We start from the raw sequence: 22,977 nt of genomic DNA, 5'->3' as shown, positions 1-22,977 counted from the left end.
TCCTTTTTCTTGTGGTTTCCATCTATACGCTTCTTTATACTGGCGCCGTTCTTCCTTTTTTCCTCTTCCTCGCTCACCTTGGCCGGCCGTTGGCGGATCCGGTGCCTTTCTTAGGGCGCTCCGGGTCCGGGTAGACCATATTTTTCAGAAAGGGTCCCTTTGATCCCGCGCTACACCCTCCCGGAGATGGGCCACCATTGGTCCGAGCACCAGAAGTTCGAATCCTGGTTGAAGGTCGAGATCGCCGCCTGCGAGGCGTGGAACAAGCTGGGGAAGATACCCACCCAAGACCTCAAGAACATCCAAAAAAAGGCCAAGTTCACCGTTAAGCGCATCGACGCGATCGAGGCAAAGACCAACCACGATTTGATCGCCTTCCTGACGGCGGTGGCCGAGAACATCGGGCCCTCCTCCCGTTTCGTGCATATGGGGCTCACTTCCACCGATGTGGTGGATACCGCCCAGGCCCTCCAGTTGACGGCCTCGGCCGATCTTCTGATCGAACAGCTCAAGGTGCTGAAACAAGTCCTCAAAAAACAGGCCAGGGCCCACCGTTATTCCATGATGATCGGCCGCACCCATGGAGTCCACGCCGAGCCGGTCACTTTCGGCCTCAAGATGGCCCTTTGGTACGACGAGGTGGGCCGTCAACTGGAGCGCTTGACCCTGGCCCGGGAGCAAGTGGCGGTGGGGAAGATCTCCGGCGCCGTCGGGACATTCGCCAACATCGACCCCCGCGTCGAGAGCTATGTCTGCAAGCGGCTTGGGCTGAAACCGGCCCCGGTCTCCACCCAAACCCTCCAACGCGACCGGCACGCCTATTTCCTGTCGGTGCTCGCGGTCATCGCCTCCTCGCTCGAGAAGTTCGCCACCGAGATCCGCAATCTTCAGCGCACCGAGATCCTGGAGGCGGAGGAATTCTTCGCTAAGGGACAAAAAGGCTCCTCGGCCATGCCCCACAAGCGGAACCCCCTGACAGCGGAGCGGGTGGCGGGCTTGGCCCGGGTCATGCGTGGTTATGCCCTGGCCGCCCAGGAGAACGTGGCCCTTTGGCACGAAAGGGACATCACCCATTCCTCGGCGGAGCGCATCATCCTGCCCGATGCCTGCATCCTGCTTCACTACATGCTGGCCAAGTTCATCAACGTAATGGCGAAACTCAACGTCTATCCTGCCCGCATGAAACGTAATATCCACTTGACCCGGGGTCTTGTCTCCTCCCAGCAGGTCCTCTTGGCCCTGGTGCGTCGCGGTTACACGCGGGAAAAGGCCTATGCCATCGTTCAACGCAACGCCCTGAACGCTTGGGAAAATGAGGCGAACTTCCGGGCCCTCATTGAGGCGGACCCGGATGTGACCCGCGTCCTGGAACCGGCGGAGATCAATGAATGCTTCGACCTTTCCTATCATCTGAAGAACGTGGATTACATCCTGAAAAGATCGGGCATTCTTTGACCCGTTAGGAGCGGAACCATGACTTGGCATGCCAGTGTTTATGTGACCCTGAAACCCTCCGTCCAGGACCCCCAGGGGTCCACGGTCCAACGGGCCCTCCATCAAATGGGATATCCGGCCATCACGGGGGTGCGGATGGGCAAATTCACCGAACTGGAGCTGGACGGTTCGCTTCCCGAGGAAAAAGCCAAGAAACAGGTCGATGAGATCTGCGACAAGCTCCTGGCCAACCCCAATATCGAATCCTATCATTTCACCCTGGAGAAAAAATGAGGTTTTCGGTCACCGTCTTCCCGGGCTCCAATTGCGACCATGATTGCGAATATGTCGTGCGTAACGTCATGGGCCAGCCGGTGGAGATGGTCTGGCACAAGGAAACGGACCTGCGGAACCCCGATTGTGTCATCGTTCCCGGGGGCTTTTCCTACGGGGATTACCTGCGGACCGGCGCCATCGCCCGCTTCTCGCCCGTCATGCGTTCGGTGGCCGATTTTGCCGCCAAGGGCGGGTTGGTCTTCGGGATCTGTAACGGGTTCCAGATCCTCTGCGAGGCAGGGCTCCTGCCGGGGGTGCTCATCCGCAACAAGTCCCTCAAATTCATCTGCAAGAACATCTATCTGAAGGTCGAGAGCAAAGACAGCCCCTTCACCAACGCCTGTCCCCAGGATCGAGCGCTCAAGATCCCCATTGCCCATGGGGAAGGGAATTACTTCATCGACCCGACCGGGCTCCAGAAGCTGAAGGACAACCGGCAGATCCTCGTGCGTTATTGCGACGCCCAGGGGAAGGTGACCGAGGAATCCAATCCCAATGGGTCGCTGGAGAACATCGCTGGGGTCTGTAACGAAAAGCGGAATGTCTTCGGGATGATGCCCCACCCTGACCGCTCGGGCGAGGATCTCCTGGGAAGTCATGATGGCAAATATTTCTGGGAATCCATTCTTTCCACCGTGGGAGCATCAAAATGAGTTCTTCCATCATGGATGTGGAGATCACCCCCCAGGTCATCAAGGAACACGGGCTCAAGCCCGACGAATACGACCATATTTGCAAGATCCTGGGCCGCAAACCCAATATCACCGAGCTGGGTCTTTATTCGGTCATGTGGAGCGAACACTGTGGCTATAAGCATTCCCGCGCCCTCCTGAAGACCCTTCCGACCCAGGGTGCCCGGGTCCTCCAGGGGCCGGGCGAGAACGCCGGGATCATGGACATTGGGGAGGGTTGGGCGGTGGCCTTCAAGGTCGAGTCCCACAATCACCCCTCCGCCATCGAGCCCTACCAGGGCGCGGCCACGGGAGTGGGCGGGATCCTGCGCGATATCTTCACCATGGGTGCCCGGCCTGTGGCCAACCTGAACTCCCTGCGCTTCGGCCCCTTATCCGACCCGAAAGTCCGCCGTCTCTTTGCGGGTGTGGTCCACGGCATCGCCGATTATGGCAACTGCATGGGTATCCCCACGGTGGCGGGGGAGGTGGTCTTCGACGAGAGTTATTCCGAGAACTGCCTGGTCAACGCCATGAGCGTGGGCCTGGTGCGCCATGAGCACATCATCAAGGGGCGGGCCTCGGGCGTGAACAATCCCGTCATCTATATCGGGGCCACCACGGGCCGGGACGGCATCCATGGGGCCACCTTCGCCTCCACTGAGATCAGTGACGAATCCACCGAGAAACGGAGCGCCGTCCAGGTGGCGGACCCCTTCATGGAAAAACTCTTGATGGAAGCCACCCTGGAGCTCATCCACAGCGATCTTTTGGTGGGCATCCAGGACATGGGCGCGGCGGGCCTGACCTGTTCCACCTGCGAGATGGCCAGCCGGGGTGGGGCCGGCATCGAGATCGACGTGGCCAAGGTGCCCAAACGCGAGAAAGGCATGTCCCCCTACGAGATCCTGCTCTCCGAATCGCAGGAAAGGATGCTCTTGGTGGCCAAGCCGGGTTGCGAGCAGAAGGTGCACGACATCCTGGCCAAGTGGGATCTTCATGCCGCCACCATCGGGGTGGTGACCGACACGGGCCGGATGGTGGTGAAGGAGAACGGGAAGGTGGTGGCGGACGTTCCGGCCGATTCACTGACCGAAGCACCGGTCTATCATCCGTCGAAAAGCGAACCGGCTATCCTCAAGAAGCACCGGGAATTCGACGAAAGCTCCATCCCCGACGTGAAGAACCCCAAAGAGGTCCTGGAAAAACTCCTGGCCGACCCTTCGATCGCCAGCAAACGCTGGGTCTACCAACAATATGACCATATGGTCCGTTCCAATACGCTGGTACGGCCCGGGTCCGACGCCGCGGTGTTGCGGGTCAAGGGCGCTCGGACGGGTTTGGCCATGGCCATCGATGGGAACGGGTCCTATTGTGCCCTGGACCCCTATGAAGGGGCGAAGATCGTGGTGGCGGAAGCCGCGCGCAACATCGCCTGTTCGGGGGCAAGCCCCATTGGCATGACCGACTGCCTTAATTTTGGGAGCCCGGAGAAACCCGAGGTCTATTACTACTTCGACCGGGTCATTGCGGGTTTGGGCGAGGCTTGCCGGGCTTTCGAGATCCCCATCACAGGCGGCAATGTCTCTCTTTATAACGAGAACCCGACCGGAGCCATCGACCCCACCCCGATCGTCGGCATGATCGGCCTCTTGGAGGACGTTTCCAAGGCTGTCACCCAGTGGTTCAAACAGGAGGGGGATGGGGTCTATTTGTTGGGGAACATCGGGACGGGGATCGGCGGAAGCCGTTATTTGCATCTCCTCCATGGAAAAAAGACCGGGGCCTGCCCTAAATTGAACTTGGAGGCCGAAGGGAAGCTGCATAAGTTCCTGAAAGTCGCGGCGGACCAGGGATTGTTGCAGAGCGCCCATGATTGTTCCGACGGAGGTTTCGCGGTCGCCCTGGCCGAATGCTGCGTCACCGGGCAGACCCATGAAGCCCCGATCCTGGGGGCCGAGGTGAGCCTACCGGGAACGGGGCGGTTGGATGGGCGGCTTTTCGGGGAAGCCCAGTCCCGCGTTATCGTTTCCTGCCGAAAGGAAAAGGAGGCCGAATTGGCCGCCTTGGCCGGGAAAATGGGCGTCCCTTGTGAGAGAATTGGGCAGGTGGGCGGGGTCAATCTTTCCATCGGACATGAGGTCCAAGCACCCGTTGGACGGTTGGCGGAAATTTTCTTCACGAGCATCGAAAAGCAGATGGCTTGACCGGGCCAAAGGCCCGGAAATTAGACCAAAGGATGGGACCCATGGTGGAAGAGTCGCAGGAAGGCTCCAGGAAGATCGAGCACCGTCCTTGGGTGGATGATGACAAACCCCACGACCAATGCGGTGTCTTCGGCGTCTTCGGCCATCCGGAAGCCGCCAAGATCTCCTATTTGGGCCTCCACTCCCTCCAGCACCGGGGCCAGGAATCGGCAGGCATTTGTACCCTCGACAACGGCCGTCTTTATAACCACAAACGCATGGGGTTGGTCGCCGATATTTTCGATGAGGAAGCCTTCAAGGAATTGCCGGGCCGTGCGGCCATCGGTCATGTCCGTTATTCCACCACCGGATCCAGCCAGTTGCGCAACGCCCAACCCATCGCGGTCGAGTATTCCCGGGGTTCCATCGCCATCGCCCACAATGGCAACCTGGTCAATGCGCGGCGCATCCGGGATGAACTGGAGGCCCGGGGTTCCATTTTTGTCTCGACCGTGGATTCGGAGGTCATCGTCCATCTCCTGGCCCGTTCCAGCGCCCATACCCTGATCGAGTGTCTCATCGAGTCCCTGCGGCAGGTGCGCGGGGCCTATTCCCTGTTGATCCTTTCCGACGAGGGGATGCTGGGCATGCGGGATCCCCAGGGGTTCCGTCCCCTTTGCCTGGGCAAACTGGGGGATTCCTGGGTCCTGGCCAGCGAGACCTGCGCCTTCGATATCGTGGACGCCAAATACGTCCGGGACGTGGAACCGGGGGAGATCGTGCTCATCAACGAGAATGGCCTGGTCTCCATCAAGCCTTTCGAGAAGACGAGTCCATCCATGTGCATCTTCGAATACATCTATTTCGCCCGCCCCGATTCGCGCATCTACAACACCAGCGTCCAGAAGGTGCGCAAACGCCTAGGGGCCATCCTGGCCCAGGAGGCCTATGTTCCCGCCGACGTGGTCGTTCCCGTGCCCGATTCGTCCAATATGGCCGCGACCGGTTTTGCCGCCGAAGCCAAGATCCCGTACGAGATGGGACTGGTCCGGAACCACTACGTGGGCCGGACCTTCATCGAACCCGACCAGTCCATCCGGGATTTCGGCGCCCGGCTGAAATATAACGCCGTACGCGAGGCCATGGAGGGGAAAAGGGTCGTCCTGATCGACGACTCCATCGTCCGGGGCACCACCATGCGCAAGATCGTGAAGATGATCCGTCAGGTGGGGGCCAAGGAGGTGCACTTGCGCATCACCTCGCCGCCCATCATTTCGCCTTGTTTCTATGGAATGGATTTCCCAAGTCGAAAGGAACTTATCGCCGCGACACATTCATTGGAGGAGATCCAGACCTATCTTCGGGTGGACAGCTTGGCCTATCTTTCGGTGGAAGGCATGATGAAAGCGGTGGAAGGAACGCCCCAAGGCCATTGCGCGGCTTGCTTCACCGCCAAGTATCCGGTGCCCTTCGACGAAGAGACCGAAAAATACAGCCTCGAAGCGGCCAAGTGCTGAGATCGGGGAACCTCAAGCCGTGACCACCCGGTTGCGGCCCTGTTCCTTGGCCTTGTAAAGGGCTTGGTCGGCCTTTTTGATGACCTGTTCGAAGGTCTCTGTTCTTTCCCCGGAAGCCGCCACGCCGACGCTGATGGTGATCCCCACCCTTTTGCCCCGCGGTTCCTTCCTCTTGAATGGGTTCTTCAAACGGGAATGGGTCCCGGTCCTCTTTCCGCGAAGTGTGAACCTGCGGGCGGCCAAGGAGGCCCGGACCTTTTCCATGCTGGCCTGGGCGCTTTCCAGACCGCCAGCCTCGAAGACCACGCAAAATTCCTCGCCACCATAGCGGTGGACCCGGTCCCCGAGCGCGTCCTGGAGATGCTGGGCCACCATCCTCAAGACATTGTCCCCTTCATCGTGGCCGTAGGTGTCGTTGAAGCCCTTGAAATGGTCGATGTCGACCATGGCCAGGACGTAATCCTGGGTCAAGGTGTTCAACCTTTCGTCCAGGGCTTGGCGGTTGTGGACCGCGGTGAGGGGATCCCAGTAAGCTTTTTGGACAAAGATCCGGAAAAGAGCGAAGAGCAGGATCAGGGCCAGGGCGCCGAAGGGAAGGATGGTTTCGGCGACCGGATCGGGGAAGGAACCCGGGCTCCTTTCGCGGAGACCCCATTGAAGAGCGGTCCAGTAGGGCAGAAGGACGGCGGTCTGGGCGATCAGGAAGGGCTTGAGTTTCTGGTCATGGCCCCAGAAGAGGAGGGCTAAAAATGGCAGGGCGTCCACCCAGGCCAAGGGGGGCAGGGTGTGGTGAGTGACGGGAGGATAGGAGGACCAAAAAAGGACCTTTTCATAAAGATCGGGGGCCCAGGCAGCCCAGGAAGCGAACAGAAAAACCGGAAAGAGCCCTAACAGGACGCGGGCCAAGCTCCAATCACTGAAGAGGCGGCTTTCCTTCATCCCATAGAGAATGACTAGGCTCAAGGGAAAGCCGGCGGCCAGGACCTGCCAAGCGACAGGATGGGTCGTTTCCTTCAGCCAAAAGGCGTTCGGGTGAAGGAGGAGGTGGTAGGTCAGAAAAAGGAGGCCTGCCGCCCAAAAAACGCGGGTTTGGTTGACTTGAAGGCCCAGCAAAGCGACCAGGAAGAGGGTCAGGTAGGGGGCGAAAGTGAGCGCGTCCAAGGTCCCATCGGCGGGATGGAACCGGGCGGATTCGGGGAGCCAGGAGTAGAAAAGGGGGAGGGCCCCAAAGAACAGGTAAAAGATCGACCACTTGAGCTTGGAGGCCATAGGGTCCTGGTATCCGTGGGTTTAAAGGTGGAACGATCGAGAGGCGCGGCCGAGGCCGGTCAATGCGGGTTGGGTCACTTGACCATTACATAACCGGCCATGCCGGTGCAATTGAGGCAGGAACCTGCGCCGCAGGATGAGTGATAGTCACAATGAAAGCCGAATTTACCGGGGCTATTGAAGGTGAGGGTGACGGGATAGCCAATATAGTCCGTGACACAATTACTGGCCCCGTCATCGATATGCAGGGTATGGAAGAAACCGAAGCTGCTGTCCCAAATGACCGTGGAGCCGGAACGGATGGTGACAGCCGAAGGGACGAAGACATTTCCCGCACCATAGGAAATCATGGTGGGGGCGACGGGCGTGGTGCCGTGGTCCGATTGGCAGGCAAAGGAGAAGAAGGCGAAGAGGATGAAGACGGCGCCGACGGCGAAGATCTTGACCTTGGAGGACATGTCTTTCCTTGGACGGCAGGGATAGGATGGTGTGATTCTACCCCCGGAAGGGACCGGGCGCAACCGACCGCGACCTCCGGGAATTTGGCTTTTCGTTGAACCTGTGGGGACTCCATGAACTTCTTCGGACTTTTCAAACAGCGGGACGGGAACGCCGGCCTGGAGCGGATCATGGCCGAGATGGCCACCCATCCGGACATGAAGGTCCGACGGGTGCTTTACCTGGAGCTCCTGAAGGGGACATTGCTCCTTCCGTTGCCCCGCGAGTTGGACCCCGCCCTGGGCGGGCAGCCCTTGAAGGAACTGCAATTGGTGACCCATCCGAGCGAAAAAGGTGAGGTCCTGTGGCTTGCCTTCACGAGCCGCGCGGCGCTCCACCAGTGGCGGCCTCAATTTCCAGAAGCCTACGTGGCCATCCAGGGACGGCAGGTTTTTGCGCTGGCGGTGCAGAACAAGGTGGACCAGATCATCATCAATCCGGCGGGGCCGATCGGCGGCCGGATCACCCGGATGGAACTCGGAATGCTGGCCGAGGGGACCTTGCCGATCCAAGGTGGAGAGGGAGTGCATACGGTCCTTTCCCGTTCCAATACGAACTACCGCTTCGAAGCGCCGGAGTTAGGGGGGAAACAGGGGCTGGTCGAGTATTTGAAAGGACATCTGGCCTCCGGGAAAGGGATCGAGGAGGCCTTCTTGGTCCTGCTCGCCATCGGCGATGGATCACCCCACCTGTTATTGGCGATCCGATATCCAGCGGCGCCGATGGAAGGTTCGGTGCGGCCCTTTTTGGAGGCGATCGGGAAGGGGATCGGACGCTTCTTTGAGAAGGACGACTACCTGGATATGTTGCCGTTGGACGGGGGACATGAGTGGGCCGAAGCCATCCGCGAGAAAGGGGTAAGGATATTCCCTTGAGGGCGGGCTATTGGGCGACGATGGTGCCCGAAGGTGCGGTGCAGGTGGAGGCGCAGGAAGTGACTCCGCAACTCGAAAGGTTCATGTCGTGGTAGTAATAGATCCCCGGGGTGGAGAACGGGGTCCCGCTGAAAACCGCAGTGCCGCCGGCCGGAACGGTCAACGTGAGCGGGGCGCAGGCGGTGGCATTCCCGATGAAGAACTGGAAGTTCGAGCCGTAGGTGCTTTGGTCCGTCACGGTCACCACGCCGGAAGAGGAGACGGTCACGGCGCTTGGGGCCGTGGAGTAGGTGCCGGTTCCGGAGATGGTGATGGCCACGCTGGGCGGGGCGGTCGGAGTGGGGGTCAGGCCATAGGTGACGGGGTAATGGGGTCCGACATAGGGGCAGGCGAGGGTGGTGATCAACATGCCGCCGAAAACGATGCAAATGGCCAAAATGAAGAAAGATCGCATACGGCACCCCTTGCTCTTATTGGGGTGAATTATCCTACTTTGGCCCGAAACCTTCAAGAAGACTGCGGGCTCCAAGAGCCACCGGGGGAAGCTTTTGGAGCGCTGACCGGAAGGTTTTTGTTGGGCGCCATCGGCTGGAATCCAAAGCCTTGTTGCGATCCTCCGGTTGGGAAGCTCCTCCTGCTTTGCCCTTGTTCGCTCCTAAGGGAGCCTTTACGATAGGCCGTCCCAATCCCCCATCCGGAGCTTTCCTTGAAAAGGATCACTTACCGTTCGTCCGGCGTGAACATCGATAAAGGGAACGAAGCCGTCCGCCGCATCAAGAAACACGTGAAGAGGACCTTCAATAAGCACGTCCTGGCCGACATCGGCCTTTTCGGCGGTCTTTTCGAGCTCGATACCAAGCGGTACCGCAGACCCGTGTTGGTCAGCTCGACCGACGGGGTAGGGACCAAGACCCAGATCGGGGTGGCCATGGGCCGCTTCAAGGGCCTGGGCATGGACATCGTGGGCCATTCCATCAACGACATCCTGGTCCAAGGCGCAAAACCGCTCTTTTTCCTCGACTACATCGCAGGGGGCAAGCTCGACCCGGCCGTTGTGGAACAGATGGTGGAAGGTATGGCGGATGTTTGCGCCAGAACGGACCTGGCCCTGGTCGGGGGCGAGACCGCCGAGATGCCCTCGGTCTATAAGCCGGGCGATTACGACATCGCCGGGACCATCGTGGGGGTGGTCGAGAAAGACCGGGTCATCCGCGGACGGGACGTGACGCCCGGGGACCTCTGCATCGGCCTTCCCTCCGTTTCTCTCCATACGAATGGTTACTCCCTGGCCCGCAAGATCGTCAAGGATGTGGCCCGGGTGCGGTACCAGGATGCGGTCCGGGAGGTCTCGAACCGCCCCATTGGGGAGGTCCTGCTGGTGCCCCATAAGAGCTATTTCCACGAGATCTATCCGATCCTCGATAAGGTCCGGGTGAAGGCCATGGCCCATATCACGGGAGGCGGTCTTTTGGAGAATCCGCCCCGGGTCTTGCCGGAAGGCCGCCGCATCCGTTTTCACCAGGGATCCTGGCCCATTCCGCCGGTCTTCAAGTGGTTGGTTAGGCTCGGGAATGTTCCCGAGGAGGATGCCTACCGCTCCCTGAACATGGGGATCGGGATGGTGCTGATCGTCGGAGCCAAGGACGCCGCCAAGGCCATGAAGGAACTCAAGAAGAACGGCGGACAGCCCATGCTGATCGGGGAAGTGGTGAAAGGTCCGAAGGGCGTCGAGTTCGTTTAACGGATGTCCGATGGGACCTTGGACAGGAAGGATCTCCGGATGATCAAGATTGCGGTTTTCGCTTCCGGCGGCGGTTCCAACCTCCAAGCCCTGATCGACGCCCAGGATGCGGGAACCTTTCCCAAGGGCCGCCTCAGCCTGGTCTTCTCCAATGTCCCGACGGCAGGAGCCCTGGAAAGGGCCGAAAAGCACCGTATCGAATCCGTCTCCATCGCCAGCAAGGGATATCCGGGTACCCGGGAAGCCTATGACCGGGATGTCCTCGGCTTGTGCCAGGCCAAGAGGATCGATCTCATCTGCCTGGCGGGCTATATGCGGATCCTCACCCCGGTCCTGATCCGCCCCTACCTTTACCGCATGATGAACATCCATCCTGCCCTTTTGCCAAAATTCGGAGGGGAAGGCATGTATGGGCACCATGTCCATGAGGCGGTCATCCGCTCGAAGGAAAGGGAATCGGGCGCCACGGTCCATTTCGTGACCGAAGGGGTGGACGCGGGTCCCATTATCCTTCAAGGGGACGTGAAGGTCCTGCCGGGGGATACCCCCGAAACCCTTGCCGACCGGGTCTTGAAGGTGGAACACCGTCTTTATCCGGAGGCTGTCCGTCTCTTTTGCGAGGGAAAGATCAAGGTCGTGGAAGACCGGGTCAGGATTTTAAATTGATTTTTCCCTGGTTCTAGCCACCCCCCCGGTACAATACCGCCGTTTTTAATCCCATTGCCGAAAGGAAGCGACGATGAAAAAAACGCTTGTTGTGGCAGCGTTACTGATGTTTGGGGTCTCCTATCAAGCCAGCGCGGATGAAATGTCGGGAGGAACGAACAAGATTGTTCAGCCCACCGAGAACAAGGCGATGACGGACCAAGCCGGAAAGAAAGATGCCAAAATGTCCAATAACGCCGGGAAAAAAGGAATTCTCATCGGCATGGACAAAGCCAACAAGAAGAACCTGTCCATGTCCAAGGACGGGAAGAAGTCGATGGTGATGGGCAAGGATGGTGGCGACGAGAAGGGCGGTGGCAAGAAGTCGATGGTGATGGGCAAGGATGGTGGCGACGAGAAGGGTGGTGGCAAGAAGTCCATGATGATGGGCAAAGATGGTGGTGACGAGAAGGGCGGCGGGAAAAAGTCGATGATGATGGGCAAAGACGGCGGTGACGAAAAAGGTGGCGGCAAGAAATCGATGGCGATGGGTAAGGACGGCGGGGACGAGAAGGGTGGCGGAAAGAAGATGATGATGAAGAAGGGCTCGCTGAACTCCAATAATATGATGAAGGACGGTGGCGACGAAAAGGGTGGCGGAAAGAAACTGGGGGCTCTCCAGAACAATGCCGTCAATGGTGGCGCGAACGCCGCCAACATGGATGCCGCTAAGAACGCCAAGGACGCGATGCATTAAGACGAAGGCTTTGTCGGGCCCGTTCCCTTCGGGAGCGGGCCTTTTTTATTTTAAAACCACTGGCAGGTTTGGTACGGTGTAGCGTCCTATCCACAATTGATCACGGAGGCCGCGATGGCGCAAGATCTGGTGAAGATCAAACGGGCTTTATTGAGCGTTTCGGATAAATCCGGGCTCATTGATTTCGCCAAAGCCCTGGTTGCCCACGGGGTCGAGTTGATCTCGACCGGAGGGACGGCCAAGGCCATCAAGGATGCGGGCCTTGCGGTGAAGGATATCTCGGAGGTGACCGGGTTCCCCGAAATGCTGGATGGCCGGGTCAAGACACTGCATCCGGTGGTCCACGGCGGGCTCCTTTCCTTGCGGGACAACCAGGAACACATGGAGACCATCGCCAAGCACAAGATCCAACCCATCGACCTGGTCTGCGTGAACCTCTATCCCTTTGAGGCGACCATCTCCAAGCCCAACGTGGAACTGGAACATGCCATCGAGAACATCGATATCGGCGGGCCTTCCATGATCCGATCGGCCTCGAAGAACTATCGGAGCGTCACGGTGGTCACGGCGGCCGCCCAATATGACGCGGTGATGAAGGAGATGGCGGAGCATGAGGGGGCCACGACCTTCAAGCTGCGCCAGGAACTGGCCATCGAGGCCTTCGGGAACACGTCACGCTACGACGGAATGATCCACGACTACCTGCACCGCCGCCTTTCCCAGAAAAAATGGCCGGACATCTTCAACTTCTCGGGACTGAAGGTGCAGGAAATGCGATATGGGGAGAATCCCCACCAGCCTGCGGCCTTCTACCGGGACCGCAAGAATGCCCTGCCGACCATCGCGAACGCGAAACAACTCCAAGGCAAGGAGCTTTCGTACAACAACATCATGGATGCCGATGCGGCCCTCATGATCGTGAAGGAATTCGACGAACCGGCCGTCACGATCATCAAGCATACCAACCCTTGCGGCACGGCCATCGGCCAGGATGCCACGGAGGCGTTCGTGAAGGCCCTGGAAGCGGACCCCCTTTCGGCTTTCGGGGGGATCGTGGCGGTGAACCGGCCGGTGAGCGAGGCTTGCGCCAAGGTCATCCTGGAGAAATTGAGCTTTTTCGAGATCATCTTGGCGCCCTCCTATGACACCGCGGCCCTGAAAGCCTTCGAGGCCCGCAAGAACCTTCGGGTCATGGGTCTGGAAGGGTTGGGGACGGTCAAGGAAATGGTCCCCGGTTTCCATATCCGCCGTGTGGAGGGCGGCTTCCTGGTCCAGGATTTCGACCAGACCCCCGAGGACAAGGCCCAATACAAGATCGTGACGGACAGACAACCGGACCCGAAACTGGCCAAGGATATGGAATTCGGCTGGAAACTGGTCAAGCACGTGAAATCCAACGCGATCGTCCTGGTGAAAAACGGGGTCTCGTTGGGGGTGGGCGCCGGGCAGATGAACCGGGTCGGGTCCCTGGGTATCGCCATCCAGCAGGCGGGAGAGAAGGCCAAGGGTGCGGTCATGGCCTCGGACGCCCTTTTACCCTTTCGGGACAGCGTGGACGCCTGCGCCAAGGCCGGGATCGCCGCCATCATCCAGACCGGCGGCAGTGTCCGCGACGCCGAGGTCATTGCGGCCGCCAATGAGCATGGCATCCCGATGATCTTCACGGGCTACAGGCACTTCAAGCACTGACCGACCATCGTTTCAGGGGGAGAACTTGGACATCCTGGTCGTAGGTTCCGGCGGGCGCGAACATGCGCTTTGCCACGCCCTCTCCAAGTCAAAACGACAACCAAAACTCTTTTGCGCCCCAGGCAACGCTGGCATCGCCCAATTAGCCGAGTGTGTTCCTCTCAAGGCAGAAGATATTCCTGGCCTTGTGAAATGGTGCAAGGACCACAAACCCAACCTGGTGGTCATTGGTCCCGAGGTTCCTCTTTGCATGGGCCTGGCCGATGAGCTCATCCGAGAAGGTTTCCAGGTCTTCGGACCCACGAGGGATGGGGCCCAAATGGAAGGAAGCAAGGATTTCACCAAACAACTTTTGCTCGACAACGGGATACCGACGGCGAAGGCCGCCACTTTTTCCGATCTGGCGGCAGCCCTCGCCTATGTGCGCAAGGAAGGGGCCCCCATCGTCGTCAAAGCGGATGGTTTGGCGGCCGGAAAGGGGGTGACGGTCTGTGAAACCTCGACCCAAGCCGAGGAAGCCCTCCAGGAGGCCATGGGGAAGAAGGTCTTTGGCGAGGCCGGGAACAAGGTCGTTATCGAGGAATTCCTGGATGGGGAAGAAGCTTCCATTCTTGCCTTCGTGGATGGGGAATCGATCGTCCCCATGGTGAGTGCCCAGGACCACAAAAGAATATTCGATGGCGACAAGGGGCCCAATACGGGAGGGATGGGGGCCTATTCCCCCGCGCCTGTGGTGACCCCGGAACTGGATACGGTGATCCTGGAGAGGATATTCAAACCCACCTTAGCGGGATTAAAAAAACGGGGAATTACTTACCGGGGAGTCCTTTACGCAGGCCTCATGATCACCCGGGACGGTCCCAAGGTCATCGAATACAACTGCCGGTTCGGGGACCCGGAAACCCAGGTGGTCTTGCCCCGGCTCAAGACCGATTTCGTGAACATTTGTCTGGCGGTGGCCCAGGGAAAGTTGTCGCATTTGAAGATCGAATGGGATGAGCGGCCCGCAGCTTGTGTAGTGATGGCCGCGTCGGGTTATCCAGGGCCTTACCCCAAGGGGACGGAGATCCAAGGTCTTGAAGAGGCGGCCAGCCTCGGCGATGCCTACGTTTATCATGCGGGGACCGTTCAGGACGGCGACAAGGTCCTGACCTCGGGCGGACGGGTCCTTTGCGTGACGGGTTTGGGGGACGATATCCGTGCCGCCCTGTCCGCGGCTTATCGGGGGGTGGAAAGGATCCATTTCCAAGGAGCCCAGTTCCGCAAGGATATCGGTTGGAGAGCTCTGGAGCGCAAGATCTGACCGAAACCGCCAAGGCGATCCGGCTTTTAGGCACTGGAAATCCTTCTTGTGATGTCCCATCTTTTTTTAAAATCAGCTGAAAAAACGCCTTTTTTCTGAGAAAATTGACGGGACGGTCGAGTCGGGCGGAAGGCACATAAAACCTAGTATGGAAAATACCATGGGCGAAAAAACCAACATCAAATCATTGCCTTATACCCCGGCGAACCTCCAGCAAGTGGCCAAGGTCATCAAGGAAGGCGGTATCGCCGTTTTCCCGACCGATACGGTCTATGACATCGGTTGTTCGGTGAAGAAGCCGGACGCCCTGAAACGCATCTTCCAGATCAAGGACCGGCCCCTGAACCAGTCCCTGTCGATCCTCATTTCACGGCCCGAGGTGGCCTTGGAGATCGCGGATTTCAAGGAAAAGGACCTGGATATCCTCAAGAAGATCTGGCCCGGTCCTTGGACCCTGATCACTCGCGCCAGGGTCCAACTGGCGCAGGGAGGCGTGGGACCGGACGGGACCATCGCCCTTCGTTGCCCGGACCACGGCATTGCCCTGGAACTTTTGCGGACCGCGGGAGATACCCTGGCCGTTTCCAGCGCCAATCTTTCAGGCGGGAAAAGTCCGGTGCGGTTCGATGAAGTGGACCCGGAGATCCTGGAAAAGGTGGACGCCGCCCTGGACGCGGGCGTGTGCCCCCTGGGTGGGGAGACCGCCATCGCGAAATTCGACCGCAAACACCTCAATATCGTCCGCACCGGCTGCGTTTCCAAAGAGGAAGTCGCCCGGGTCGAAGGACTCCTGGCCCAACTCATCCAAGAATAAAACGGGCGGTCCCCGGTGGCTAAAAAGGTCCTCTTTGTCTGCACCGGGAATACCTGCCGTAGCCCGATGGCCGAGGGCCTCTTGAAAAAAATGGCCAAGGACCAGGGGCTGGATCTGGAGGTCCGGTCGGCCGGGTTGGCGGCCTTTGCCGGCTTGCCCGTGGCCCCGGAAGCCGTGGAAGCTTGTCGGACCAAGGATGTGGATATCTCCGGGCATCAGACCCAACCGCTGGGCAAGAACCTGGTGATGGAAAGCGACCTGATCCTCACCATGACGGCTAAACATAAGGAAATGATCGTCAAGAAGATGCCCGCGCTCGAGCCCAAGGTCTTGGTCCTCTCGGAATTGGCCGGAGAAGGAATGACGGACGTGGAGGACCCGGTGGGACAGCCGGTCGAGGCCTATCAAGCGGCATTGGATCAGATCGAAGGATATCTTTTAAGGTCGTTGGACCGCCTAAAGAACTAACGAGGGAACGGATAATGAAGATCGCCATCGGTTCGGATCATGCCGGTTTTGACCTCAAGCAGGCCCTGGTGAAACACCTACAAGAAAAGGGTCACAAGGTGGAGGATTTCGGCGCCTATGACGCCCAGCCCAGCGATTATCCGTTGTTCGGCGAAAAGGTCGCTGGGGCGGTCGCGACCGGTGAAGTGGAACGGGGCATCCTGGTCTGTGGCAACGGGATCGGCATGTCCATCGTGGCCAACAAGGTCCCGGGTGTCCGGGCGGCCCTGGTCTTCACCGAAAAGATGGCCCAGCAGACGCGGTCCCATAACGATTCGAACGTCCTTTCCCTGGCGGGCCGTGAATTGCCCGTCGAGGCGAACCTGAAAATGGCCGATGTTTGGTTGGAAACCCCGTTCAGCAAGGAAGAACGCCATGTTCGCCGGGTGGGTGAGATCACCGACCTGGAAAAAAAGAATTCGAACCAGGGATGACGATGGACCGATCTTTTTTCCCGAAACCGTTCTTTCTGATCGGACTGCTGGTCCTGTTGGCTGGTTGCTCCTTGTCGCCCGAGGAAAAGGTCGCCCGGGAACAGGCACTCAAACAGACCGTGGATTCCTTTTCGGCGGCGGTTCTCCAGGGCAATTGGACCGAGGCCTTCCGCTGGACCGATGGAAGCATCCCCGGGGGGGACCAGTTGAAGCAACAGATCACCCAAAGCTGGGTCCAGGATGGCACCCTGACCAACGCCCAGGTGTCCTCCATGGCCTGGGTGAATGACGGCACGGCCAAGGTCAAATTGACCTGGACCTTCCAATCGGGAAGCGTGGAAAGCTTCTCGAACGAGACGTTCCTTTGGACCTGGAACGGGAACGGTTGGAAATACCGGGGCCGGGCGCTCCGCTGACCGCCATTTGGGCATAAAAAAAGCCGCCCCACCTCGGTGGGACGGCTTTTTTGGTTCTTAAAGGTACGTCAGGACGCCTTTCGGACCGGCTGGCGCTTTTGGACCTTGCCCGAACGCAGGCAACGGGTGCAGACCAGGATGCGCTGTGGACGACCGTCCACGATGGCGCGGATGGTCTGCAGATTGGGCATTTGGCGGCGCAGGTGAACGCCGGTGATGTTCAACCCGATCCCGCCCTCTTTCTTGGACTTACCGCGGCGGGTGATCTTGCGGGCCTTGATGGGCCCCTTGGAACAGATGTCACAAACTTGAGCCATAAAAAATCTCCTCTTGGTAAACTAGCCGCGCATTATAGGCGGAGGTTTTTCTTTTAAACAAGCCTTTTTAAGCCATTCGCCCCCCTGCAAGGTCCCCATGCCCCCGATCCGAAAGCAGATGGAAAATTGGTTGAAACCCCTCCGTTTGGAACAAAAGCAAGGGTTCGGGAACCGCTCGGTCCTCAAGGGGCTGGACCGTTATATTCTCCATGAATGTCAGGAACTTTTGTCCCGGGGTCCTTTCCCCTGGGAGGTAAACAAGGAATTCGAGGGCTTCCTGTTGGGGTTGCGGCGGCAGTTTTCCCAGTACATGACCCTGCAGAAGGAAGAAAGGGAGGCTTTGATCGGGGAGAGCCTCGCCGGGATCGAGCGGTGGATCGGGAGGGTCCCCAAGGAAGCGACCCTGACCGCCAAGTCTGAGAACGGCTCCAACCTGGACGATCCGCTTTTGCCCCTGGTCCCCAAGGATAAACATCGGGCGTTCCAACTGACCGGACTCAAGACGGTGAGGGACCTTCTCCTCTATTCCCCCAAGTGGGCCGTGAATGGAGCCTCCTTGACCCCCATCGCCCAATGTTCCAACCGGGAAGAGCCTTATTTCATTTTGGCCCGTATCAATAGCATCTCCGAACAACGGCGGGGGCCCCGGAGCATGGTCAAAACGGTCCTCCAAGACTCCAGCGGCCATTTGAGCTGGGTCTGGTTCAATCGCCCTTATCTTAAAAGGGACCTGACCAATGGCCGATGGGTTCTTTTGCATGAGACACCCCAGATCAGCAAGTGGGGAAAACAGGTCGTCGGTAGCAATGGGACCTTTGAGTTCCTTGAGCCCGTGGAAGAGGAGGTGCTGAAGTCGGGAAAGGTCTTGACCTTCTATCCCGCGACCTCGACCCTGACCCAAGCCTTCTGGCGGAATCTCATCGACGGGGTGCTGGCCCGGTACGGGGATGTCTTGCCAATGGAGACTCGGGAGGGAAGCGCCTTTGGGGGTCTGGGTTTCCGGGAGGCCGTCCTTCAGATCCATCACCCAGAGAGCCTGGAAGCTTTTGAACGGGCCCGAAAACGGCTGGCTTTCGATGAGCTTTTGACCTTGCAGACATTCCTGCTTTTGAAACGCAAGGCCATCGAGAAACGGAAAAAGGGACGCCGGTACCTCTTCGAGGGGGAGCGGGTACTCTGCTTCCGAAAGAGCATCCCCTTTCCACCAACGGGTGCGCAGAAACGGGTCTTGAAAGAGATCCGGGAAGACCTGGCAAAACCCCATCCCATGAACCGGCTTTTACAAGGGGACGTGGGGAGCGGCAAGACCCTAGTGGCGGCCATCGCTTTCCTTTACGCGGCCGATTCGGGGGTCCAAAGCGCCTTCATGGCCCCCACCGAGATCCTGGCCCGCCAGCATTTCCAGAACCTTGAAAGCATCCTCGCTCCCACCGGTTTGAGGACCTGTCTTTTGACAAGCGATATGAAAGCCAAGGAAAAGCGGGAAGCCTTGGCGGCGGTCGAAGAGGGCCGAGCGGATGTGGCGGTCGGGACCCATGCCCTTTTAGTGGACCAGGTCCGCTTCAAGAACCTGGGGTTCATGGTCATCGACGAACGGCACAAGTTCGGGGTCATGCAGCGGGCGGCCCTGGAGACCAAGGGTAAGTGGCCCGATTGCCTCATGATGACGGCGACCCCGTTCCCCCGGGCCCTGGTCTTGACCGAGTATGGGGACACGGACCTTTCTGTCTTGGACGAGTTCCCGCAGGGGAAAAAGAACATCAAGACCTTCTGGAAGAACGAGGGCCAAAAGAGCGAAGTTTATGTTTTCGCCAAGGAGAGGATGCTCAAGGGGGAACAGGTTTTTTGGGTTTTCCCGGTGGTCGAGGAATCCAAGACCTTCCTACGATCGGCCGTCCAGATGCACCAGCATTTCCAAAAAGAGGTCTTTCATGGGTTCAAGATCGGTCTCCTGCACGGCAAGATGAAAAAAGAAGAGAAGGAATCGGTCATGGCCGCCTTTCGGAACAGGGAATTGCAAATGCTGGTCGCCACGACCGTGGTGGAGGTCGGCATCGACATCCCGGACGCCACCATGATCGTTGTGGAGCACGCCGAAAGGTTCGGTCTGGCCCAACTCCACCAGTTGCGGGGAAGAGTGGGGCGGGGCGGCAACCAGGCCTATTGCTACCTGGTCACCTCGCCGATCATCTCCAGCGACGCGGTCCAACGCATGAAGACCATGGTTTCGACCTTGGATGGCTTTAAACTGTCGGAAGTGGACCTCAAAATGCGGGGACCGGGCGAGATATTCGGGGTGGCCCAGTCCGGGCGTAGGGAGGGCGGGCTGGTCGACCTGAAAAGGGACGTGGATGTGGTCGAGGAGGCCCGGAAGAAAGCCCTGGAGATCGCCGATATCGACCCCGGACTTAAAAGAAGTGAGAATAAGTCATTGCGAGAACGGCTTGAGTCCCGGTACAGGGGTTTGTTGGACTTGGCCCAGATCTCATAGGGAAAATATGCGAATCATTGCCGGCAAATATAAAAGTCGTTCGGTCAAGGCGCCCAAGAACATGCGGATCCGGCCGACTTCGGACAAGGTGAAGGGCGCCCTTTTCAATATGCTCGAACCGGTCGCCGGTTGTTCCGTTGTGGACTTCTATGCCGGGACCGGAAATCTGGGGATCGAGGCCTTGAGCCGTGGCGCGCGCGAGGTGGTCTTCGTCGAAAAGGCCCCGGACAGCCTCAAGCTCATCTACGAGAACCTTCAGAGTTTCGGGATAAACCCGCGCAAACCGGTCGAAAATGCCCGTGTCCTGTCGTCCGATGTGGCCAGGGCCTTTTATTTGCTCCATCAGGAGGGTAAGAGTTTTGATATCCTACTGGCCGACCCGCCCTATGAAAAAGGTGTCCTGAAACAGCTCCAACACTTATTGATGCAGTATCCCATCTTGAAAGAGGGTGGGATCTTCGCGGTGGAGCATGGTGCGGGAGACACGGAGCTCGCGGGAGAATTTCCCTATTCCTTGGTCCGCCAAAAGAAGTATGGGGATACTTATCTCTCCCTCTTTAAAAGGGAAGAGCCCCCCCTGGCTGGGGAGAAAGAGCGAAATGCCTAAAAAGATTGGTCTTTACCCCGGTTCCTTCGACCCAGTGACCAATGGCCATTTGGATATCGCCGAAAGGGCGGCTGGCCTTTGCGACGTGCTTTATATGGCGGTGGTCGCCAATCCCTCGAAGAACGTCCTTTTCTCCATCGAGGAAAGGGTCGAACTCTTGAGAAAGACCACCAAGCATTTGCCCAAGATCAAGGTCTCTTCTTTCGAGGGGCTTTTGGTCGATTACGCCAAGGAGATCAAGGCGAACTTCATTTTTAGGGGCTTGCGGGCCGTTTCGGACTTTGAACATGAGTTCCAGATGGCTTTGATCAACCGGAGCCTTCATAAAAAGGTGGAAGTGCTCTTCTTGGTCCCCAACGAAAAGTTCATTTTCATTTCCTCCAGCGCCATCAAAGAAGTCGCCAAATTAGGCGGGGACGTGAAGGATTTCGTGCCTGCTGCGGTCGAAAGATCCCTCCGTGAACGTTTGGGGCGGAAATAGCCATTTACAGCCCTTTGCCTTGACACCATTTCCACGCGATTCCTATAATTCGTTTGCTTTTTGAGGGCCGGAATGTTAGTTTTTCACGCTTTTTTGGCTAACGGATCTTGGCCCCTCCATTCGGGGTGACGGGGGCTAGGGCCGATGCTGAAGGTGGAATTAAGGTCTTTGGAGCAGGAAGACTTGGTCCTGGAAAGGACCGAGTGGGCTCGAGCCCTTGGGATCGAGCTGACCCCCGAGTTGAACCGGGAACCCCTGGCCATTTATTGCGAATTGGCGAAGAACGGGGACATGATCTCGGCCAAGGGATGGGTCAAAAGCCGGATGCTCTTGGCCTGTGGCCGTTGCCTGAGGGAGTTCGAGACCCCTTTCAAGTCCTACTTCGAGGTCCATTACAGGCCCCAGCCGGAAGACATGCCGGGCGCCGAGGAATTCTCCGAAGGGGAGATGGAAGTGGTCTATTTCCAGGGCGATATCCTGGATATCGGGGACCAGATCCGGCAGACGGTCCTTTTGTCGGTGCCCATGCGGGCGCTTTGCAAGGATGATTGCCGGGGGTTGTGTGGTTGTTGCGGTCAGGACCTGAACCTAGGGTCTTGTGATTGCCAGGAGCCTCCCGCAGACCCGCGGTGGGATGTCCTGAAGAGTTTCAAGTTCTAACAAGGCACCTCTGGCCCTAGGGCCCCGGCGGTTCCTCGACCAGAAAGCGTTCGGTCCTCAAAATTTCGGAGGTTCTTCATGGCTAACCCAAAACGCCGGCACTCCCGTCAACGCCGGGATAAAAGGCGCACCAACTGGAAGATCAAGGGCAAATCGCTCTCGACCTGCCCCCAGTGCAAGAGCGCCAAGTTGCCCCACCGCGTTTGTCCCACTTGCGGTTATTACAAGGGCAAAGAAGTCGTCAGCGTGGAAATCGCCTAACCTTCCCCAATGCGAATTGCTTTGGATGCCATGGGTGGGGATCACGCCCCCCGGGAGATCGTCCTGGGGGCCGTCCTTGCCGTGAAGGACTCGGAAGTCCTCGGACTTGCCAACCACGACCTCGAGGTCGTGTTGGTAGGTCGTAAAGAGGACATCGAACGCGAACTTGAGAACGCGGGCGATTACCCCAAAAATTCCATCTCCATCGTCGATGCCCGTGAGGTCGTGGAAATGGGCGAGAGCCCGGCCCAGGCCTGCAAACAAAAAAGGGATTCTTCCGTCATGCGGTGCGCCGAAATGGTGAAACGCAAGGAAGTGGATGCCACCGTTTCGGCAGGCAATTCCGGGGCCTCCATGGCCGCGGCCCTGATGCATTGCGGCCGGATCGATGGTGTCTATCGACCCGCCATCGTTACCATCGTTCCTTCGGTCCAAGGAGCTTCCGTCCTCGTGGATGCCGGCGCCAACGTGGACTGCAGGGCCAAGCATCTGCTCCAATTCGCCCTGATGGGTGAGGTCTTTGCCCGGACCGTCCTGAACTTCAAAAATCCCCGTGTGGGACTCCTCTCCATTGGGGAGGAGGAGACCAAGGGAAACGAGCTGGTTTTCGAGACCCAGGTCCTATTGAAGAAAGCACCGATCAACTATATCGGCAATGTCGAGGGAAGGGATATCGTCAACGGCAATACGGACGTCACGGTGTGCGATGGATTTGTCGGGAACATCGCCCTGAAAGCCATCGAGGGTGTGGGGGAATTGGTCTATAAACTGTTGAAGAAAGAGATGAGCTCCAACCTTTTCACGATGTTAGGGGGCATGATGGCGGCCCCCGCTTTTCGCCGTTTCAAGCGGGCCATTGATTATAAGGAGTATGGGGGTGCCCCTTTGTTGGGGATCGATGGCTTGAGCCTGATCTCCCACGGTAAATCCAACGCTTTTGCCATGAAGAACGCCATTCGGGCCACCTTGCGTTGTCTGAACAAGGACATGATGGGCCTTTTGAAAGAACAGATCCAAAAGCATGGACAAGTGGAAGACAAGCCGGAGACCACGAAGGGAAATCAATAA

General features: G+C 58.5%; 25 protein-coding genes. 21 read left to right on the top strand and 4 right to left on the bottom strand.

Translation table 11 applies throughout. The annotated features are described in order from the left end of the window. Positions 1–159 precede the first annotated feature (159 nt). Genes purB through purF form a run of 5 tightly spaced genes read left to right on the top strand, consistent with a single transcriptional unit; the run spans position 160 to position 6,144 of the window. Positions 160–1,455 carry an adenylosuccinate lyase gene (gene purB, locus VHE12_13590; GenBank protein HVZ81814.1) on the top strand — a complete coding sequence of 432 codons (1,296 nt, stop codon included), beginning with the start codon at positions 160–162 and terminating at the stop codon, positions 1,453–1,455. An 18-nt stretch (positions 1,456–1,473) separates the two neighbouring features. Further along, positions 1,474–1,728 carry a phosphoribosylformylglycinamidine synthase subunit PurS gene (gene purS / locus VHE12_13585; GenBank protein ID HVZ81813.1) on the top strand — a complete coding sequence of 85 codons (255 nt, stop codon included), beginning with the start codon at positions 1,474–1,476 and terminating at the stop codon, positions 1,726–1,728. Next, entirely contained in the window at positions 1,725–2,423 is a 699-nt protein-coding gene (purQ, locus tag VHE12_13580; protein ID HVZ81812.1) for a phosphoribosylformylglycinamidine synthase subunit PurQ, read from the top strand. Before purS ends, purQ begins: the two co-directional genes overlap by 4 nt. After that, positions 2,420–4,648 carry a phosphoribosylformylglycinamidine synthase subunit PurL gene (purL, locus tag VHE12_13575; GenBank protein HVZ81811.1) on the top strand — a complete coding sequence of 743 codons (2,229 nt, stop codon included), beginning with the start codon at positions 2,420–2,422 and terminating at the stop codon, positions 4,646–4,648. Before purQ ends, purL begins: the two co-directional genes overlap by 4 nt. Before the next feature lie 41 nt (positions 4,649–4,689). Next, on the top strand, positions 4,690–6,144 hold the full coding sequence (purF, locus tag VHE12_13570; GenBank protein ID HVZ81810.1) for an amidophosphoribosyltransferase: 1,455 nt from the start codon (positions 4,690–4,692) through the stop codon (positions 6,142–6,144). 12 nt (positions 6,145–6,156) lie between these two features. Here the strand turns inward: purF and VHE12_13565 are convergent, their stop codons facing one another. Continuing rightward, positions 6,157–7,413 (bottom strand): GGDEF domain-containing protein, encoded by a 1,257-nt coding sequence (locus VHE12_13565; protein ID HVZ81809.1) that lies wholly within the window; start codon positions 7,411–7,413, stop codon positions 6,157–6,159. A gap of 74 nt (positions 7,414–7,487) precedes the next feature. Next, complete coding sequence (locus VHE12_13560) at positions 7,488–7,871, bottom strand: hypothetical protein (protein ID HVZ81808.1); 384 nt, start codon at positions 7,869–7,871, stop codon at positions 7,488–7,490. Between the two features lie 114 nt (positions 7,872–7,985). Between VHE12_13560 and VHE12_13555 the strand changes: the two genes are divergently transcribed. Continuing rightward, on the top strand, positions 7,986–8,786 hold the full coding sequence (locus tag VHE12_13555) for an SseB family protein (protein ID HVZ81807.1): 801 nt from the start codon (positions 7,986–7,988) through the stop codon (positions 8,784–8,786). 7 nt (positions 8,787–8,793) lie between these two features. On the opposite strand, the gene VHE12_13550 is transcribed toward VHE12_13555, so the two are convergent. Then, on the bottom strand, positions 8,794–9,240 hold the full coding sequence (locus VHE12_13550; protein ID HVZ81806.1) for a hypothetical protein: 447 nt from the start codon (positions 9,238–9,240) through the stop codon (positions 8,794–8,796). Between the two features lie 252 nt (positions 9,241–9,492). On the opposite strand from VHE12_13550, the gene purM reads away from it, so the two are divergent. From purM to VHE12_13505, 9 genes are all read left to right on the top strand, one after another. Further along, positions 9,493–10,527, top strand: coding sequence for a phosphoribosylformylglycinamidine cyclo-ligase (purM, locus tag VHE12_13545; GenBank protein HVZ81805.1), 1,035 nt, complete (start codon positions 9,493–9,495; stop codon positions 10,525–10,527). 39 nt (positions 10,528–10,566) lie between these two features. Next, on the top strand, positions 10,567–11,193 hold the full coding sequence (gene purN, locus VHE12_13540; GenBank protein HVZ81804.1) for a phosphoribosylglycinamide formyltransferase: 627 nt from the start codon (positions 10,567–10,569) through the stop codon (positions 11,191–11,193). A gap of 73 nt (positions 11,194–11,266) precedes the next feature. After that, entirely contained in the window at positions 11,267–11,929 is a 663-nt protein-coding gene (locus VHE12_13535; GenBank protein HVZ81803.1) for a hypothetical protein, read from the top strand. A 129-nt stretch (positions 11,930–12,058) separates the two neighbouring features. Beyond that, complete coding sequence (purH, locus tag VHE12_13530) at positions 12,059–13,618, top strand: bifunctional phosphoribosylaminoimidazolecarboxamide formyltransferase/IMP cyclohydrolase (protein HVZ81802.1); 1,560 nt, start codon at positions 12,059–12,061, stop codon at positions 13,616–13,618. Positions 13,619–13,643: 25 nt separating this feature from the next. Further along, complete coding sequence (purD, locus tag VHE12_13525) at positions 13,644–14,921, top strand: phosphoribosylamine--glycine ligase (protein HVZ81801.1); 1,278 nt, start codon at positions 13,644–13,646, stop codon at positions 14,919–14,921. A gap of 160 nt (positions 14,922–15,081) precedes the next feature. Next, positions 15,082–15,735 carry an L-threonylcarbamoyladenylate synthase gene (locus VHE12_13520; protein ID HVZ81800.1) on the top strand — a complete coding sequence of 218 codons (654 nt, stop codon included), beginning with the start codon at positions 15,082–15,084 and terminating at the stop codon, positions 15,733–15,735. A gap of 15 nt (positions 15,736–15,750) precedes the next feature. Beyond that, on the top strand, positions 15,751–16,203 hold the full coding sequence (locus tag VHE12_13515; GenBank protein ID HVZ81799.1) for a low molecular weight protein arginine phosphatase: 453 nt from the start codon (positions 15,751–15,753) through the stop codon (positions 16,201–16,203). A 14-nt stretch (positions 16,204–16,217) separates the two neighbouring features. Beyond that, positions 16,218–16,676: a ribose 5-phosphate isomerase B gene (rpiB, locus tag VHE12_13510; protein HVZ81798.1), complete on the top strand. Its 459-nt coding sequence runs from the start codon at positions 16,218–16,220 to the stop codon at positions 16,674–16,676. A 2-nt stretch (positions 16,677–16,678) separates the two neighbouring features. Next, positions 16,679–17,092: a hypothetical protein gene (locus VHE12_13505; GenBank protein HVZ81797.1), complete on the top strand. Its 414-nt coding sequence runs from the start codon at positions 16,679–16,681 to the stop codon at positions 17,090–17,092. A 68-nt stretch (positions 17,093–17,160) separates the two neighbouring features. On the opposite strand, the gene VHE12_13500 is transcribed toward VHE12_13505, so the two are convergent. Then, the gene (locus VHE12_13500; GenBank protein ID HVZ81796.1) at positions 17,161–17,409 is read right to left on the bottom strand and encodes a L28 family ribosomal protein; all 249 of its coding nucleotides are present in this window, start codon (positions 17,407–17,409) and stop codon (positions 17,161–17,163) included. A 97-nt stretch (positions 17,410–17,506) separates the two neighbouring features. On the opposite strand from VHE12_13500, the gene recG reads away from it, so the two are divergent. The 6 genes from recG to plsX all read left to right on the top strand — a co-directional run bounded on the left by recG (position 17,507) and on the right by plsX (position 22,977). After that, complete coding sequence (recG, locus tag VHE12_13495; protein ID HVZ81795.1) at positions 17,507–19,900, top strand: ATP-dependent DNA helicase RecG; 2,394 nt, start codon at positions 17,507–17,509, stop codon at positions 19,898–19,900. A 7-nt stretch (positions 19,901–19,907) separates the two neighbouring features. Then, positions 19,908–20,507 (top strand): 16S rRNA (guanine(966)-N(2))-methyltransferase RsmD, encoded by a 600-nt coding sequence (rsmD, locus tag VHE12_13490; GenBank protein HVZ81794.1) that lies wholly within the window; start codon positions 19,908–19,910, stop codon positions 20,505–20,507. Then, positions 20,500–20,988, top strand: a complete 489-nt coding sequence (gene coaD, locus VHE12_13485; protein HVZ81793.1) for a pantetheine-phosphate adenylyltransferase — start codon at positions 20,500–20,502, stop codon at positions 20,986–20,988. The genes rsmD and coaD overlap by 8 nt, the downstream gene beginning before the upstream one ends. 144 nt (positions 20,989–21,132) lie before the next feature. Then, positions 21,133–21,648, top strand: coding sequence for a DUF177 domain-containing protein (locus tag VHE12_13480; GenBank protein HVZ81792.1), 516 nt, complete (start codon positions 21,133–21,135; stop codon positions 21,646–21,648). Positions 21,649–21,726: 78 nt separating this feature from the next. Continuing rightward, positions 21,727–21,909, top strand: coding sequence for a 50S ribosomal protein L32 (gene rpmF, locus VHE12_13475; GenBank protein HVZ81791.1), 183 nt, complete (start codon positions 21,727–21,729; stop codon positions 21,907–21,909). A 9-nt stretch (positions 21,910–21,918) separates the two neighbouring features. Then, positions 21,919–22,977 (top strand): phosphate acyltransferase PlsX, encoded by a 1,059-nt coding sequence (gene plsX / locus VHE12_13470; protein HVZ81790.1) that lies wholly within the window; start codon positions 21,919–21,921, stop codon positions 22,975–22,977.

The sequence above is a fragment of the bacterium genome (assembly GCA_035549195.1).
Lineage (GTDB): Bacteria > Oederibacteriota > Muellerivitia > Muellerivitales > Muellerivitaceae > DASZRK01.
The sequence above is the reverse complement of the archived record's forward strand: the minus strand, read 5'-3'. Positions and strand labels throughout refer to the sequence as shown.